General features: G+C 50.1%; 15 protein-coding genes. All 15 read right to left on the bottom strand.

The annotated features are described in order from the left end of the window. Window positions 1-358 precede the first annotated feature (358 nt). Window positions 359-1195, bottom strand: a complete 837-nt coding sequence (locus tag DRJ53_RS14760; RefSeq protein ID WP_114236414.1) for an energy transducer TonB — start codon at window positions 1193-1195, stop codon at window positions 359-361. Between the two features lie 38 nt (window positions 1196-1233). Continuing rightward, window positions 1234-1803, bottom strand: a complete 570-nt coding sequence (locus DRJ53_RS14755; protein ID WP_114236413.1) for an ExbD/TolR family protein — start codon at window positions 1801-1803, stop codon at window positions 1234-1236. A 32-nt stretch (window positions 1804-1835) separates the two neighbouring features. Next, window positions 1836-2489 carry an ExbD/TolR family protein gene (locus DRJ53_RS14750; RefSeq protein WP_114236412.1) on the bottom strand — a complete coding sequence of 218 codons (654 nt, stop codon included), beginning with the start codon at window positions 2487-2489 and terminating at the stop codon, window positions 1836-1838. A 60-nt stretch (window positions 2490-2549) separates the two neighbouring features. Then, window positions 2550-3377 carry a MotA/TolQ/ExbB proton channel family protein gene (locus DRJ53_RS14745; protein ID WP_240040680.1) on the bottom strand — a complete coding sequence of 276 codons (828 nt, stop codon included), beginning with the start codon at window positions 3375-3377 and terminating at the stop codon, window positions 2550-2552. A 243-nt stretch (window positions 3378-3620) separates the two neighbouring features. Continuing rightward, window positions 3621-4895 carry an ABC transporter permease gene (locus DRJ53_RS14740; RefSeq protein ID WP_114236411.1) on the bottom strand — a complete coding sequence of 425 codons (1275 nt, stop codon included), beginning with the start codon at window positions 4893-4895 and terminating at the stop codon, window positions 3621-3623. 189 nt (window positions 4896-5084) lie between these two features. Next, window positions 5085-6458: an NADH-quinone oxidoreductase subunit N gene (locus DRJ53_RS14735; protein ID WP_114236410.1), complete on the bottom strand. Its 1374-nt coding sequence runs from the start codon at window positions 6456-6458 to the stop codon at window positions 5085-5087. A gap of 2 nt (window positions 6459-6460) precedes the next feature. Continuing rightward, entirely contained in the window at window positions 6461-7936 is a 1476-nt protein-coding gene (locus tag DRJ53_RS14730) for a complex I subunit 4 family protein (RefSeq protein WP_114236409.1), read from the bottom strand. Window positions 7937-8029: 93 nt separating this feature from the next. Further along, the gene (gene nuoL, locus DRJ53_RS14725; RefSeq protein WP_114236408.1) at window positions 8030-9910 is read right to left on the bottom strand and encodes an NADH-quinone oxidoreductase subunit L; all 1881 of its coding nucleotides are present in this window, start codon (window positions 9908-9910) and stop codon (window positions 8030-8032) included. 70 nt (window positions 9911-9980) lie between these two features. Next, window positions 9981-10310, bottom strand: a complete 330-nt coding sequence (nuoK, locus tag DRJ53_RS14720; RefSeq protein ID WP_114236407.1) for an NADH-quinone oxidoreductase subunit NuoK — start codon at window positions 10308-10310, stop codon at window positions 9981-9983. Window positions 10311-10398: 88 nt separating this feature from the next. Beyond that, on the bottom strand, window positions 10399-10956 hold the full coding sequence (locus DRJ53_RS14715) for an NADH-quinone oxidoreductase subunit J family protein (protein WP_114236406.1): 558 nt from the start codon (window positions 10954-10956) through the stop codon (window positions 10399-10401). 98 nt (window positions 10957-11054) lie between these two features. Then, entirely contained in the window at window positions 11055-11600 is a 546-nt protein-coding gene (locus DRJ53_RS14710) for a NuoI/complex I 23 kDa subunit family protein (protein ID WP_114236405.1), read from the bottom strand. Between the two features lie 111 nt (window positions 11601-11711). Continuing rightward, entirely contained in the window at window positions 11712-12758 is a 1047-nt protein-coding gene (gene nuoH / locus DRJ53_RS14705; RefSeq protein WP_114236404.1) for an NADH-quinone oxidoreductase subunit NuoH, read from the bottom strand. Between the two features lie 46 nt (window positions 12759-12804). Continuing rightward, window positions 12805-13014 carry a hypothetical protein gene (locus DRJ53_RS21150; RefSeq protein WP_123893589.1) on the bottom strand — a complete coding sequence of 70 codons (210 nt, stop codon included), beginning with the start codon at window positions 13012-13014 and terminating at the stop codon, window positions 12805-12807. A 1-nt stretch (window position 13015) separates the two neighbouring features. Next, the gene (locus tag DRJ53_RS14700) at window positions 13016-14185 is read right to left on the bottom strand and encodes an NADH-quinone oxidoreductase subunit G (RefSeq protein ID WP_114236403.1); all 1170 of its coding nucleotides are present in this window, start codon (window positions 14183-14185) and stop codon (window positions 13016-13018) included. Between the two features lie 49 nt (window positions 14186-14234). Continuing rightward, window positions 14235-14615: a GxxExxY protein gene (locus DRJ53_RS14695; RefSeq protein ID WP_241558563.1), complete on the bottom strand. Its 381-nt coding sequence runs from the start codon at window positions 14613-14615 to the stop codon at window positions 14235-14237. Window positions 14616-14627 lie beyond the last annotated feature (12 nt).

The following is a 14627-nucleotide window of genomic DNA, read 5'->3' as shown; positions in this document are numbered from 1 at the left end:
GCGTAGCTTCGGTAGTGACTAAGGGCCGGAAGTATGAAGAAAAACGACCCGCTGCAGCTTAAAAAATTTTTGGATAAATCATGACAATCATGCCGAACTTGTTTCGGCATCTCCTGACCCCCTGAGTTTGCGCATTATAAAGGGGATGCCGAAACAAGTTCGGCATGACAGATCAAAGGTTCAATGCGTTGCGGCGGCGTTCGGTTTGTATTTAGAACCTTTTATTTGACCCAAAGATTTCCTTTAGCTTTTTGAAGATTCATATTAATCTTTCCCAATCACACAAATCACCGGTCAAAGAAAAACCCCCTGCTTGCGCAGAGGGCTTCTCAATATTCAGGTGACGTTTCTAAGAAACTTATTCTTCAGCAACTACGAAAGTGATGGGCTGCTTACGGTAAGCGTTTACGTTGCGTCCGTTCTGGATGGCAGGCACCCATTTAGGACCACGTTTAATCACCTTAACGGCTTCATCTTCCATGCCGTAACCGTGTTTGGTCAGGGCTTTTACGTCGCTTACGCTACCGGTTTTGTCCACGATAAACTGAACCACAACCTGGTAAGATCCCGGAGGCGCTCCGTTATCTACAGGGGTGCTTGCGTTCAGGTTACGTTCCAAGAAACGGCGCCAGGCGCTTTCACCACCGGTAAAGGAGGCATCCACTTCCACCTTTTCAAAAACTTTGTTTTCGTCTTCTACTTTGGGGGCTTCCACAACCTGCTTACCGGCATCGACAACCGGCGGTGCAGCAAAACCTTCATCCTTCACACCTTCCTGGCTGATGATGTCGATCTTGGTGTCTTCCAGCTTCTCTACTTCAGGTGGAATGTCCTCTTTCTTCACCTCTTCATCTTTTACGATTTTAGGCGGGGTAAATTTGGTCATTTCCACTTTAGGTGGTTCCTGCTTGGGTGGCGGCGGTGGCGGAGGCGGCTCCGGTTTTTTCTCTTCTTCCTGCTTTATTTCTTCCAGTACCACCTCGTTGGAAATTTCCAGTTTAGCGGTATCGTCTTTCAACGAAGCGGAGATAAAAGCATACAGGAAGAGTGCGGCAGCGATCCCCGCAGTAATCGCCAACGCCACCCAAATGCGGCGGTTGTACGTTTTTCGGAGTTCGTAAGCACCGTAAGACTTGTTCCTGTTCTCGAACAGGATGTCCAGGATGTCGGCACTTAGAATTTTATTTGCTTCCATGCTCTTTGTTTAAAATAGGTTTCTTTTTTCTTGAACTACTATTGTGCCGGGGCCGGCGCTGGAGCTCCACCACCTTCGGTAGCGGTTACCAGCTGCTGCTCTACGTCAGAAATATCAACCAGTGCAAAGCGTTTTACTTCGTTGATCGCCATTTCATCGAGCATGTCCACCGTGTTTTTGTAGTTCGCTTCCGGACTGGGCTTGATCACAATCACCAAATCTTCGATGTTGGTGCTGCGCTTTTTGTCCATGATCACTTTACGAATGCCAGTTTCAGGATCAAAGTTTGTCGACTTGAAGTTAGAGGCATCAGGTGCCAGCTGTCCTTCGTAGTAATAAACGTTGTTTTCCTTGCCCAGCATTACAGTAAGTGCTCCCGACTCTTTCGCTTTGTTTTGCTCTTCAGGCTTTTCGGTATCCTTTGGCATGAACAGGTCCATTGTTGCAGGCGTGCTCATGGTGGAGGTAAAGATGAAAAACGTGATGAGCAGAAAACCCAGGTCCACCATCGGGGTCATATCCACACGGGTCGACTGACGCTTCTGCTTTTTGACGCCAGGCCCTTTCTTGTGGCCACTATCGCCACCACCAGTATCTAATGAAGCCATACCGTTTGGTTTGTTTGTTTAAAAAATCGGGTTTACTTAACTGCGTTACGGCTCTTAAACAAATCGGTACCCATAGGCACGTCTTCCGGATTGGTTACGAGCTGGAACTTGTAAATGTCGTTCTTTTTAAAGGCTGCCAGTACGTTCTTGAAATCGGGATACTTAGCGTTGTTATCGCCTTTGATCAGGTAGTTGAGTTTACGGCCTGAAAGAGCGGTAATCGCGTCGCGGATCCAGATGGTCAGTTCGTTGTTGGCGCTATCACGCACCGGGATGCCCGGTTGCTTGATATCTTTTTGCCTGTCGGCCGGGGTACCCAGCAGTTGCTTGAGCCCGGTAAACGGAACGCCTACGGAATAGGTTTTTACAAAATTCTGCATCTCCGCATCGGTCAGGCCCAGGTTACGGGTCGTGTTGAGGTTGCGGATTACAGAGAGCTTCGACTGCGGATCGTTTTCCACCAGCATGGTAAAGAACACCCGGCCGGTGCCATCCATTTCCACCAGGATGGCGTCATTCGCCGGCAACTCCTTTGTCGACACCGAGTTGGGCGTGGTAATTTCCACGGGCTCCGGTGGCTTCATCTTTGTTGCCATAATGAAAAAGGTCAGAATCAGGAACGCGATGTCCACGAAGGGCGTCATGTCCGTTTCTGCACTTTTCTTTGCAATTTTTACTGCAGGCATGTTTAGAAAAATTTAGAATGAGATGCACAGGTTTCTACTATTCCACAAACTTTTTGCAGCTTATTTGTACAGCGATGCAAAAGATTGGGTCAGGGTGAAACCAGACTCATCGATACCGTAGGTGATGGCGTCAATTTTAGTAGTAAACACGTTGTACATTACCAGGGCAATAGCCGAGGTACCGATACCCAGGGCAGTGTTATACAGGGCTTCAGAGATACCTACCGCCAGGTTGGAGGCTGCACCAGCACCACCTTCTTCACCAAGGGCAGCAAACGAACGGATCATACCCATTACCGTACCCAGCAGGGCTACCAGGGTACCCAGCGATACGATTGTAGACAGGAACACCAGGTTCTTTTGCAGCATAGGCAGCTCAAGGGCAGTTGCTTCTTCTACTTCTTTCTGGATCGACAGTACTTTTTGATCAGTGTCCAGCTCGGTGTTGCCAATCATTTCTTTGTAACGACGCAGGCCAGCTTTCATTACGTTGGCTACAGAGCCGCGTTGCTTATCGCACTCAGCCAGGGCAGCATCTACGTTGCGGTTGGCCAGGTGGTACTGCACTTTGCGGATGAAGTCAGCAATGTTGCCTTTACCCAGCGCTTTTTGAATGGTCAGGAAACGCTCAATAGAAAACGCAATTACGATCAGCAATAAACCAATCAGCAGGGGTACGATGATACCACCTTCATAAATGGCGTGGAACGCATCTTTCGGTCCGAGGTGGTGGGGCCAGAAACCACCGGCTGCATCAGGCTGCTTGAATCCATCGGGGTTGCCCATCAGAAATCTCCAAATGCTGTAACCAGCTACGATACAAAGTACGGGAGCTATCCATGAAATGGCATTGCTGCTTTTCTTCGGTTGCACAGAAGTGGACTTCACATTTGCGGTTGTTGTGGTTGCAGTCGGTCTAGACTCTGCTGCCATGGTCATTAATTTTTAGTGATGTGAAAAAGGGTTTTTGTTTGCTTTTGTTTTTTCAAGTGCACAATTCTAAGGAAAAAAAGTGTGAAATGTGATGAAAGGTTTAAAATTTTCAACTGTAGTTGCTCAGTTCATAATTATTCTAAATGCAATGATTGGCGCGGCCGTTTAAATGCAGGCAAGCTACATGTTTAAATATTGTTATTCGTAGCGCAAAGCTTCGATGGGATTTAGTTTACCGGCTTTCCAAGCAGGATACAAACCGGCGCCAAGGCCTACCAGTGTGCAGATGATGATGCCATACCCGATCCAGTCCCAGGGCACCACAAAACCCGTGGAGAGCACTGCTGAAAACAAATTGCCCACACCCACGCCCAATACAATGCCAAAGAAGGCACCGAGTATAGAAATAATAATGGCTTCAAATAAAAACTGCATCCGCACCATTTTGCTCTTGCCACCAATAGCCTTTACCAGCCCCACTTCCTTGGTGCGTTCGGTAACAGAAACCAGCATAATATTCATCAACCCGATCGCTGCGCCAACAAGTGTGATGAGGCCAATAACTGTAGCTGATATGGTTAAAAAACCAAGGCTGTTCATCATTTTTTCTGCAACGGCATCGGCACGGTCCATAGCAAAATTGCTGGCCTCGGTCGTGTTCAATTTGCGCACAGCGCGGAACAATCCTTCGGCTTCGCCCATGGCATCTTCTACCGTCGAATGATCAGTAGCCATTACGCCAATCACGTACGAACTGGTGATGCTGAAATTGCGTTGAATATTCCGGTACGGTGCAACCACCACATTATCGCGGCTAAAGCCAAATGAAGACCCGCGGCTCGACAATACACCAATGACCCTGTATGGAATGCTATTGATCCGTACAACGGCATTTACGCCCCTTTCCGGGCGGTTTTGAAACAGTTTTTTGGCAACGTCGTAGCCCAGCAGGCAAAAGTTGCCACCCGACCGTATATCCTGCCGGCTGAAATTGCGGCCGCCAATGAGGTTAAAACCATTCAGGGCAAGGTAGTTATCGTCGGCACCAAACACAAAGACGTTGGGCGATGTTTTCCTTGAATTAAAATTGATGATGGCATTGCGTGTGGCCAGCACCGACAAGCCTACCGTTGCAGGAAATTTATACCGGCTGGCAAATGCAGCGGCCTCCTCGTCGGTGATGGGTTTGCCCAGGTTTGATTTCTTTTCTTTACGGGCGCCTTTTTTGCTCAGCGTCGACTCGGAGCCACCGCCGCCAAAGCGGATGTTGCGTTCCTTAAAGCGTATGCTGAAGCCGGTAGCACCCATGGTGGAGAAGCTTTCCGTCAGCTTTTGGTTCATGGCTTTAATGGCCGTGATAATGCCCACCAGCGCCATGATGCCAAACGCAATAATGGCTACGGTAATGCCGGTGCGCAGCTTGGTACTGCGCACAGTGCGCCACGAGAGGGAAAATGTATCGGAAAGGTTCATGTAGGCTAATTGGCTCTAAGTTAGTGAGAAGACGGGAAAGACCGGATAGTCGGTAAAGACGGTAAAGACTTTTTGCTGTTAATAAAAAATGTCCTGCGTGTTTTGAGGTTAAATTCTCAAACCACGCAGGACATTTATAAGCAAGTAAATTCTTTTCCGACTTTCCGGTCTTTCCCGTCTTTACTGTTCCTAAAAGTAGAGCCAATACGTCAGCACATTCGGGAACACGCCCAGGATGATGGTAACAGCGGCCACGCCAACCAGCGTGTACCGGAACCCGGGTGTAATATCAAGGGCCAGGGTTTGATTGCTTTCGCGGAAATACATGGCCTGTATCAAACGGAAATAATAGTACACCGACACTGCAGCCATCAACACAGCAAATACCACCAGCCAGATGTTCCCTTCGACAATGGTTGCCCGCAACATCATGAACTTGGAAAGGAAACCAGCCGTTAACGGAATGCCTGCCAGCGACAGCAGGAATATGACCAGTGTGGCCGCCACCAGCGGTTGCTGGCGTGCAAAGCCGTTGAAGCCATCAAAGGTTTGGTCTTTCATTTTTACCAGCACGGCAAAAATGCCGATAGTGGCCAGTGAATAAGCCGCAGCATACAGCAACAAACCTTCTTTCGCATCGGAGTTGAGTGCATAAATGGCCATCATCATAAAGCCGGCTTGCGCAATGGACGAATACGCCAGCATGCGCTTAACGCTTTGCTGAAACACCGCAGTGATATTGCCAATAAACAGGGTAGCCGCGGTAATGATGCCCACCAACACTTTCCATTCGGTTTTAATGGCGCCAAAGCTTTCGGCAAACAACCGCATGAATGCAATGAACGCAGCCGCTTTTACCACCGTAGCCATGTACGAAGTGAACACGCTGGGCGAGCCATCATACACATCGGGCGTCCAGAAATGGAAGGGCGCCGCCGATACTTTGAACGACATGGCAAACAACAAGAGCATGAGGCCTGCAATGAGCAACACGGGAATATTGGCCAGGTCATACACATAACCCTGCAGGTTAAATGTGCCGGTAGCACCATACAGCAAGGCAATGCCCATCAGCATCAGGCCCGTTGAAAAAGAGCCCATCAAAAAGTACTTCAGCGACGCTTCGTTGCTTTTCAAGTTACGCTTGTCGGCGCCGGCCAAAATGTACAGCGGAATGGACATGATTTCGATGCCCAAAAAAAGGAGCAAGAGCGATTGAAACGCTGCCGAAATAGCAACACCAGCCAGTATAAAAAAGATCAGTGCGAAATAATCGGGATAGTTGCGGCCCACCTTTTCCATATCGCGTGACGACAACAGGAAAAACACCAGCGTGGACACCTGCGCAATGAGGATAAAAAGGAGTGCAAAGGAATCAAAAGCCAGCATGCCGGCCGTATTTACCTGCACAATGTGCACGCCACGCAGCTCCAAAAACGTAACCACAATATTTACCAACGACAGTAAAATTGCAAGACTGCGAATGCTGTTGTTGGTGCGCAGCCAGATGCCTGCAAACATCATCGCAACACCGCTCAGCGCCGAAAAAATTAAAGCGTTCATAATTATTTTACTATCAGGTGAGCAACATTTGCTTTATTCAAAATCACGTCTACAAAACCACCGGTCAAGTTGAGCAGCGGTTGCGGGTAAATACCAAACACCAGTATCAGGAGCACTACCACACCCAACGCCAGCTTTTCGTTGAAACGGATGTCGGTGGCATTTGCCGTCAGGTTATTTACCGGTCCAAAAAACACTTTTTGGATCATGTTTAGCGTGTAAACCGCAGCCAGTATGATGCTGAGCATGGCCAGCACGGCAAACAGCTCGTTGTACTTGGTAATGGTAGATGTAAAAATGCCGTTGAACATCATGAACTCGCCAACAAACGCATTGGTGAGCGGCAACGAAATATTGGCAAACGCAACGATCACCAACAGTATGGCCAGTGCCGGCGCTTTTTGTGCCAGGCCGCCCAGCTCAGACAGTTTGCGGGTACCCATCTGGCGTTCGATCAGTTCCACCACAATCCACAACCCGATGATGTTGACACCGTGGTTAAACATCTGCATCATCACGCCCTGCCAACCGCTTTCTGTTTCGGCAAAAAGCGTTGCAGCCATCAGGCCGATGTGTGCAATAGAAGAATAGGCAATCAGGCGCTTCAGGTCGTTTTGCTGAATGGCAATAAGCGAAGCGTAAATAATGCCGATGATGGACATGCTCATCACCACATCGCCCCAGCTATAAGCCGCTGCAGGCACTACCGGGATGACCCAACGGATGACCCCAAACACACCCATTTTTACCATGATGCCACTCAGCACCATTGTAGCCGCCGTTGGCGATTGCTCGTAGGTATCGGGCTGCCATGTGTGGAATGGGAAAATGGGCATTTTAACTGCAAAGGCAATAAACAGCAGCCAAAACACAACGCTTTGCTGCGACACCGGAAGCTCAATGGCATAAAACGACTGCAGCGCAAAAGAGCGGTCGGGTGTTTGAAAATAGAGGTACAACAACCCGATCAGCATCAGCACCGAAGCGGCGAAGGTGTAGATGAAGAATTTGAAAGTAACGGCAATGCGGCGTTCGCCACCCCACTGCGAGCACAGGAAATACATGGGGATCAGCGCCAGCTCCCAAAAGAAGTAAAACAGCAGCGCATCGGTGGCAGTGAACACGCCAATCATACCGGCCTGGGTCAGCAGCATCAGGGCAAAAAAGTTGCCTGGGCGCTTGTAGGTGCTGTTCCATGTGGCCAGCAGAATAATTGGATAAGCTACGGCTGCCAGCAAGGTTAAAATGCCGGAAAGACCATCAAGCTGTAGCGAGAAAGAAGAACCCAGCGATCCCATCCAGGCACCCTGGAAAGCACGGCCCGCATCGGTGCCGGCCACGCTGTTGCCCCAAATGGCCAGCGCCAGCGTAACAAAGGAAACCAGCAGGGCCCAGCCTTTTGCGGTGCGGTCATCCTTCAGCGCAAAGCTTACCAGACCTCCGATCAGCGGAACCAAAAACAGTAGTAAAACGATCATTTCTTATAAATACGATTAGCGTTAGTATGTTTCGTGAAACGTGAAACGTCAATCGTGAAAAAATTCACGCTTCACGTTTCACGTTTGACGTATCTATTTTCTCAAAAAGAACTGCAGTACAAAGAACACTACCATGCTCACCACCATCAGCAGCACGTACGAACCAATCTGTCCGCTTTGCAGCCAGCGCATCTGTCGGCCGCCGTAGTTGACCAGTTTACCTACACCATTTACCAGCGCATCAATACCGCTGCGCTCAATAAAAGTGTTGGCAAAAGCACCCAGCGCATTCAGCGGCTTTACAATGGCGCTGTTGTACAGTTCATCCACGTACCATTTGTTTTCAAACAGGCGGCCGATGGCTGAAGGCTGTTCTTCTTTATAAGTGCGGTAGCGGAAAAATGCAATAAGGATAGCTGCAACGGCAATACCGGTGGTAAGTGCAATCAGGATCCACTCGGTGCTGTGTTCCACATGCAGGCCGTCGGCGGGCTTGATTACCGGCGACAGGAACGCGGTAAGTTTTTCACCACCCTGTACAAACAGTTCGGGCACGCCTACAAAGCCGCCCACAACCGACAGGATTGCCAGAACGATCAAGGGAAGCGTCATTGCAATGGGGCTTTCGTGCAGGTGATGGCGCTGTTCTTCGGTGCCGCGGAAACTGCCATTGAAGGTGATGAACAAGAGGCGGAACATATAAAATGCAGTAAGCCCCGCAGTGATCAGCCCAATGGCATACAAGAACTTATCGTACACAAAGGCATTGAGCAAAATGGCGTCTTTGGAGAAAAAACCCGACAAGGGCGGAATACCGGCAATGGCCAAACAGCCAATAAAAAAAGTAAGGTAAGTTACCGGCAACGCTTTGCGCAGCCCGCCCATATAGCGGATGTCCTGCTGTCCGCTCACTGCGTGGATCACGGAGCCGGAACCAAGGAACAGGAGGGCTTTGAAAAAGGCATGCGTCATTACATGGAATACAGCGGCCACGTAAGCACCGGTGCCCAGCGCCAGGAACATGTAACCCAACTGGCTTACAGTAGAATAGGCCAGTACTTTTTTAATGTCGTTTTGCCGCAGGGCAATGGTTGCTGCCAGTAAAGCAGTGGCCGCACCAATAATAGCAATGATGGTATTGGTGGTTGCTGCCATAGAAAACAGCGCATTGCTGCGAGCAATCATATAAATACCGGCGGTAACCATCGTAGCGGCATGGATGAGGGCTGATACAGGTGTGGGACCCGCCATCGCATCGGGCAGCCAAGTGTACAGCGGGATCTGTGCGCTTTTGCCGGTAGCACCTAAAAACAGGAGCAGCGTGATGCCGGTGATATCGGTGGCGGTAAGCTTGGCCAGGTTGGCAGCGGTAAATACTTCGTTGTACGATACGGTGCCCAGTTTGGCAATGATCCAGAACACGGCCAGCAGAAAGCCAAGGTCGCCGATGCGGTTCATGACAAAAGCTTTCTTTGCGGCCTTTGTATAATCTACATTTTCAAACCAGTATCCAATGAGCAGGTACGAGCACAAACCCACACCTTCCCAACCAATGAACATGATTACGAAGTTGGCGCCCATTACCAGCAGCAGCATCGAAAACACAAAGAGGTTGAGGTAGGCAAAATAGCGGGCAAAATGATCCTGCCGCTCCTCGTGCATGTATGCCGTGGAATACACGTGAATGAGAAAACCCACACCGGTGATGATGAGCAGGAACAGCGTAGTGAGTTGGTCTACCTGGAAAGCAAACGGAATTTGCAGGCTGCCTGCCGAAATAAAGGTGAAGTATTGCAGCGGGGTGGCGGAATAAGTGCCTTGCAAAAAGATGGTGAGGGAAATAACAAAAGAAGCCAGCACGGTGCCGCTGCCAATAAAGCCGGCGACGCCCTTGGGCAAGCTTTTACGAAACAGGCCATTGATCAGAAATCCGATAAAAGGCAGCAGTGGAATCAGTGCAATTAAGTTCTTCATATAGATGCGCTACAAGTTGCAAGCTGCAAGCTGCAAGTTCTTGAGGCTTGCGGCTCGTTGCTTGCGGCTATTAATGTTTCAGTCTGTTCAAAAAGTTGATATCAACGGACCGCGTATTGCGGTACAGCATCACAATAATGGCCAGGCCCACACTTACTTCGGCTGCCGCCACCACCATAATGAAGAATACAAACAATTGCCCTTCGATGCCCGCAGTGCTGTTGGCTGCGCCGGCGGCCAGGTGGTGCATTTTGGAAAAAGCCACCAGCAGCAGGTTTACGGCATTCAGCATCAGCTCGATGCACATAAAAACAATGATCACGTTGCGGCGGGTAAGCACGCCAATGATGCCGATGGTAAACAGCGCCAGTGAAAGAAAGATATAGTAATTGATAGGCATTGCCTTGCTATTTTAAATGTGTTGATAAGCGATCGGAACGAGGAACGGAGCGTCGCAACAGGCGCATCACCGGAGCGATGCGGCCAGCTTACACCGAAGCCGCTTCTGGCTCGGGTTGTTGCTGTGCAATAGGTACCGCTTGCTTTTTGCTCTTTTCGCTTTTACCGATGATCACCGCGCCAACCATGGCACTCAAAAACAAGATCGATGCAATTTCGAAAGGCACTACGTAATCGGTAAACAGCGCCCGGCCCAGGTTTTCAATAAGGCCAATGTTTCCTTCGTTGAGTTGCGCCATGCGCTGATCGGCAGTGCGCAGGCCTGCTACCAGCACCAGCAACAGCGAGCCGCCAGCTACGGCACCGGCCAGTTTCAGCCATTTGTTCTTGGCAGGCTCCGATTCTTTACGCAGGTCCATCAACATCAGCACGTACAGGAACAACACCATGATGGCGCCGGCATACACAATAATGTTTACCACCGCCAAAAACTGCGCATTGAGCAACAGGTAGTGGCCTGAGATTGAGAAAAAGGTTACGATCAGCCACAGCACGCTGTACACCGGGTGCTTGCTGGTAATAACCAGCAGCGCACTGCCTATGGCTACCACCGAAAGAATGTAGAAGAGTATTTCTGTAATGCTCATGATGTATGTAAGTCAAAATTCAAAAGTAAAAAGTCAAAAAAGGGCTCAGCCTATTGTGGGTCTTTTCCCGTTTTGAATTTTGCCTTTTTACTTTTTATTTATTTCGCTTGCGGAATGCTGCCTTTTGCCTTTGCAAATCCTTCCGGATCGGTTACCGGGTTGGGGATCAGCAGGTCTTCTTTTTTATAGATAAAACCCTGGCGGCCGAAGTTCGCTGGGGCAAATGTTTGCGACAGGTACACGGCATCTTTGGGACAGGCTTCCTCGCACAAGCCGCAGAAAATGCAGCGCAGCATGTTCACTTCATATTTCGCCGCATATTTTTCCTCGCGGTACAGGTGCTCCTCGCCGGTCTGGCGTTCGGCAGCCTCCATGGTAATGGCTTCGGCGGGGCAGGCCACAGCGCACAGGCCACAGGCAGTGCAGCGTTCGCGGCCTTCTTCATCGCGGTTTAAAATATGCAGCCCACGAAACACCGACGAGAACGGACGCACCTGCTCGGGGTAGTTGATGGTGGGGTTTTTCTTGAACATGTGGCTGAACGTGATGCCCATGCCTTTGATGATGGCGGGGAGATACAGTTTCTCCATCGCCGTCATTGGCTTGCGTTCTACCTGTGTTTTTCTATTCGTTAATGATGTCATATCTATACAGCTTTTAAGGGTTGCCTGTTAGCTGTTGGTTTTATTTAGGTTTCGGCAAAATTATCCGCAATACGGTATCGCCCCAAGTTATTCGGGCAGATACTCCTCTTTCTATTTCTGCAGCAACAGTACTACCACGGCAGTGATCAGCATATTTACCAGGGCCAGCGGCATCAGCTTTTTCCAGCCCAGGTTCATCAGCTGGTCGTAGCGGAAACGCGGAACGGTCCAGCGGATCCACATGAACAGGAAGATGAAAAAGAACGCTTTCAACATCAGCGTGGCAAAGCCTACAAGGCCTACCCACCAGGCATCGCCCCAAGCTGCTTCGTTTACAAACGGTATATCGTAGCCGCCAAAAAACAGCGTGGCCATCAGTACCGACGAAATAAACATGTTGATGTATTCGGCAAAAAGGTAAAAGCCCAGTTTCATGGAAGAGTACTCCTGGTGGTAACCAAAGTTCAGTTCGTTCTCTGCTTCGGGCAGGTCGAATGGGGTGCGGTTACACTCGGCCAGGGCGCAAATGAAAAAGATAAGAAAGCCCAGTGGCTGGTAAATGATGTTCCAACCGTTTTCGATCTGGTGGCTCACAATGCCGCTCATGCGCAAAGTGCCGGTTACCATCAACACGGCAATAAGTGCCAGGCCCATGGCCAGCTCGTAGGAGATCATTTGCGAAGCGCCGCGGATGGCGGCGATGAGGGAAAACTTGTTGTTGGATGCCCAGCCACCAATCATGATGCCGTACACACCCAGGCTCACTACGCCAAAAATGTACAGCACGCCGATATTTACATCGGCTATTTGCAGCGGCACCTGCCGGCCGGCTATATCGATGGTGCTACCCCACGGAATAACCGCGGAGGTCATCATGGCCACAATCATGGCCAGCATGGGGCCCAGTACAAACAGGAATTTGTTAGACACCAGGGGAATTACTTCTTCCTTCATGAACAGCTTTACGCCATCGGCCAGGGGTTGCAAAATACCAAAGGGACCCGCACGGCTGGGGCCGCGGCGGTCTTGCAAAAAGGCCGCGATCTTACGCTCTGCGTATGTGCTGTACATGGCCACCACCAATGCCGTGGTTACAATTGCGGCAATGAGGATGAATTTTTCCAGAATGAACCACCCGTCGATTTGTAATAAATACATAGCTATTAGCTGTTAGCCGCCAGTCTTTGCTTTTGGCATTTTATGTTCAACTTTTGCGATCCTGCCCCCTATCGGCAGCGTCTTTTTTCTTTTGTAACAAGGGCTTTAGTAATTCAACAGCCAGCCCTGCCGCTCCTGCCGCCACACCAGTTATCAGTGCCAGGCTGTACTCCATTTGCATGATCCAGTAGGAAAAGGCAAATGCCAGAAATCCTACGAAAACAGCAGTTATGATCAGTGCCGGCAGCCTGGTCATGTTACGGCGTATTAGGGTTGGTACTGTCGGTGCCTGCCAGGTTTTTACCGGCGCCCTTTTTTACATCCGTTGTGTTGTTGCCTGTGGCCTGCGGGTTGCCGTTGAATGTGGCCCCGGTTGCGGGTCCGGGCAGCAGGTTCAGGTCCACTTTATTTACATCACTTACCGTATGAATGTCGAGCAGCAGCTTGGGCTTGCGGCCGTCCAGTACTTTGGTAAAAAACTCGTTTGGTTTTACCGCGTTGGTGTAATGCCCGGCGTTGATCACCGAGTGACGGTCTACTTGTGTAGGCCCTTCAATCACCCAATCCGATACTTTTTTCTTTTCAAAACGGCACTCGTTGCAGATCCATTCTTCCACTTCGCCCCACTGGTCCTTGCGGGCCGTTACACGCAGCACATGGTCGCCACGCATCCACAATCTTGTTTTGCCTTTGCAATGCGGGCAATCGCGGTGCGCATCAACAGGTTTGGTAAACCAAACGCGGTTTTTGAACCGGAAAGTTCTATCGGTAAGGGCGCCCACGGGGCAAACGTCGATCACGTTGCCGATCATGGGGCTTTCCAGCGATTTTTGAATGTACGTAGCGATCTGCGCATGGTCGCCGCGGTCGAGCACACCGTGTTCGCGTTGCCCGGCCACCTGGTCGGCGGTGTACACGCAGCGGTAGCAAAGAATGCAACGCGTCATGTGCAGCTGGATGTAAGGGCCGATATCAATGCGCTCAAATGTGCGGCGCTTGAACTCGTAGCGGGTGCCGGCATCACCGTGGCCATAGCTCAGGTCCTGCAGGTCGCATTCGCCGGCCTGGTCGCAAACGGGGCAATCGAGCGGGTGGTTGAGCAGCAGAAACTCCACCACACCCTTGCGGGCTTCGAGCACCGCGGGGTTGGTGATGTTTTCCACCACCATGCCGTCCATTACCGCCGTGCGGCAGGATGCCACCAGCTTAGGCATGGGTCGGGGGTCGGCAGTGGAGCCGGCCGCAACCCGCACCAGGCAGGTACGGCATTTACCGCCGCTGCCCTGCAGCTTGCTGTAGAAGCACATAGCGGGGGGCACCACATCGCCGCCTATTTTACGGGCAGCCATCAATATGGTTGTTCCCGGTTCTACATCTACCGAGATATTGTCGATCGTTACTTTAAAGAGTTTCTTTTCTTCAGCCATAAAAGAAAGTTTCACGCAAAGCGGCAAAGAACCGCAAAGGCGCAAAGTTTTATAAGTTGTTTACAACGCGATGGATGCCATCTTTTACAAGCGCCACATTAAAATTGACCAGTAACCCCAGCTTGATACCGGTAAGTTTAAGGTAAGTGAGCACTTGTTTATAATGCACATCTGCTAAAGCTTCTACTGATTTTAGTTCGATCAGTAGCTTATTTTCAATGATCACGTCGGCCCTAAATCCAGCATCCAGTTTCACCGCCTCATGAATCAACGGAATTCTTTTTTGCCGCTCATACGGAATGCCAAGCTTGCTCCATTCGTAACAAAACAGTTCTTCATACACACTTTCAAACAACCCCGGCCCATATTGCTTGTGCAACCGAAAACAAAGATCAACATCCAGCTTAGATAATTCATTTTCTCTTATCATGATGCCTTAAGT

Source organism: Paracnuella aquatica, from assembly GCF_003332885.2.
In the GTDB taxonomy this organism is placed as follows: domain Bacteria; phylum Bacteroidota; class Bacteroidia; order Chitinophagales; family Chitinophagaceae; genus Flavisolibacter; species Flavisolibacter aquaticus.
This window is presented reverse-complemented; position numbering and strand designations above follow the sequence as displayed.

Excerpts from the sequence above, each read along its gene's own strand:
- DRJ53_RS14760 (WP_114236414.1), bottom strand. The coding sequence starts at position 1,195 with ATGGAAGCAAATAAAATTCTAAGTGCCGACATCCTGGACATCCTGTTC.
- DRJ53_RS14755 (WP_114236413.1), bottom strand. The coding sequence starts at position 1,803 with ATGGCTTCATTAGATACTGGTGGTGGCGATAGTGGCCACAAGAAAGGG.
- DRJ53_RS14750 (WP_114236412.1), bottom strand. The coding sequence starts at position 2,489 with ATGCCTGCAGTAAAAATTGCAAAGAAAAGTGCAGAAACGGACATGACG.
- DRJ53_RS14740 (WP_114236411.1), bottom strand. The coding sequence starts at position 4,895 with ATGAACCTTTCCGATACATTTTCCCTCTCGTGGCGCACTGTGCGCAGT.
- DRJ53_RS14735 (WP_114236410.1), bottom strand. The coding sequence starts at position 6,458 with ATGAACGCTTTAATTTTTTCGGCGCTGAGCGGTGTTGCGATGATGTTT.
- DRJ53_RS14730 (WP_114236409.1), bottom strand. The coding sequence starts at position 7,936 with ATGATCGTTTTACTACTGTTTTTGGTTCCGCTGATCGGAGGTCTGGTA.
- nuoL (WP_114236408.1), bottom strand. The coding sequence starts at position 9,910 with ATGAAGAACTTAATTGCACTGATTCCACTGCTGCCTTTTATCGGATTT.
- nuoK (WP_114236407.1), bottom strand. The coding sequence starts at position 10,310 with ATGCCTATCAATTACTATATCTTTCTTTCACTGGCGCTGTTTACCATC.
- DRJ53_RS14715 (WP_114236406.1), bottom strand. The coding sequence starts at position 10,956 with ATGAGCATTACAGAAATACTCTTCTACATTCTTTCGGTGGTAGCCATA.
- DRJ53_RS14710 (WP_114236405.1), bottom strand. The coding sequence starts at position 11,600 with ATGACATCATTAACGAATAGAAAAACACAGGTAGAACGCAAGCCAATG.
- nuoH (WP_114236404.1), bottom strand. The coding sequence starts at position 12,758 with ATGTATTTATTACAAATCGACGGGTGGTTCATTCTGGAAAAATTCATC.
- DRJ53_RS21150 (WP_123893589.1), bottom strand. The coding sequence starts at position 13,014 with ATGACCAGGCTGCCGGCACTGATCATAACTGCTGTTTTCGTAGGATTT.
- DRJ53_RS14700 (WP_114236403.1), bottom strand. The coding sequence starts at position 14,185 with ATGGCTGAAGAAAAGAAACTCTTTAAAGTAACGATCGACAATATCTCG.
- DRJ53_RS14695 (WP_241558563.1), bottom strand. The coding sequence starts at position 14,615 with ATGATAAGAGAAAATGAATTATCTAAGCTGGATGTTGATCTTTGTTTT.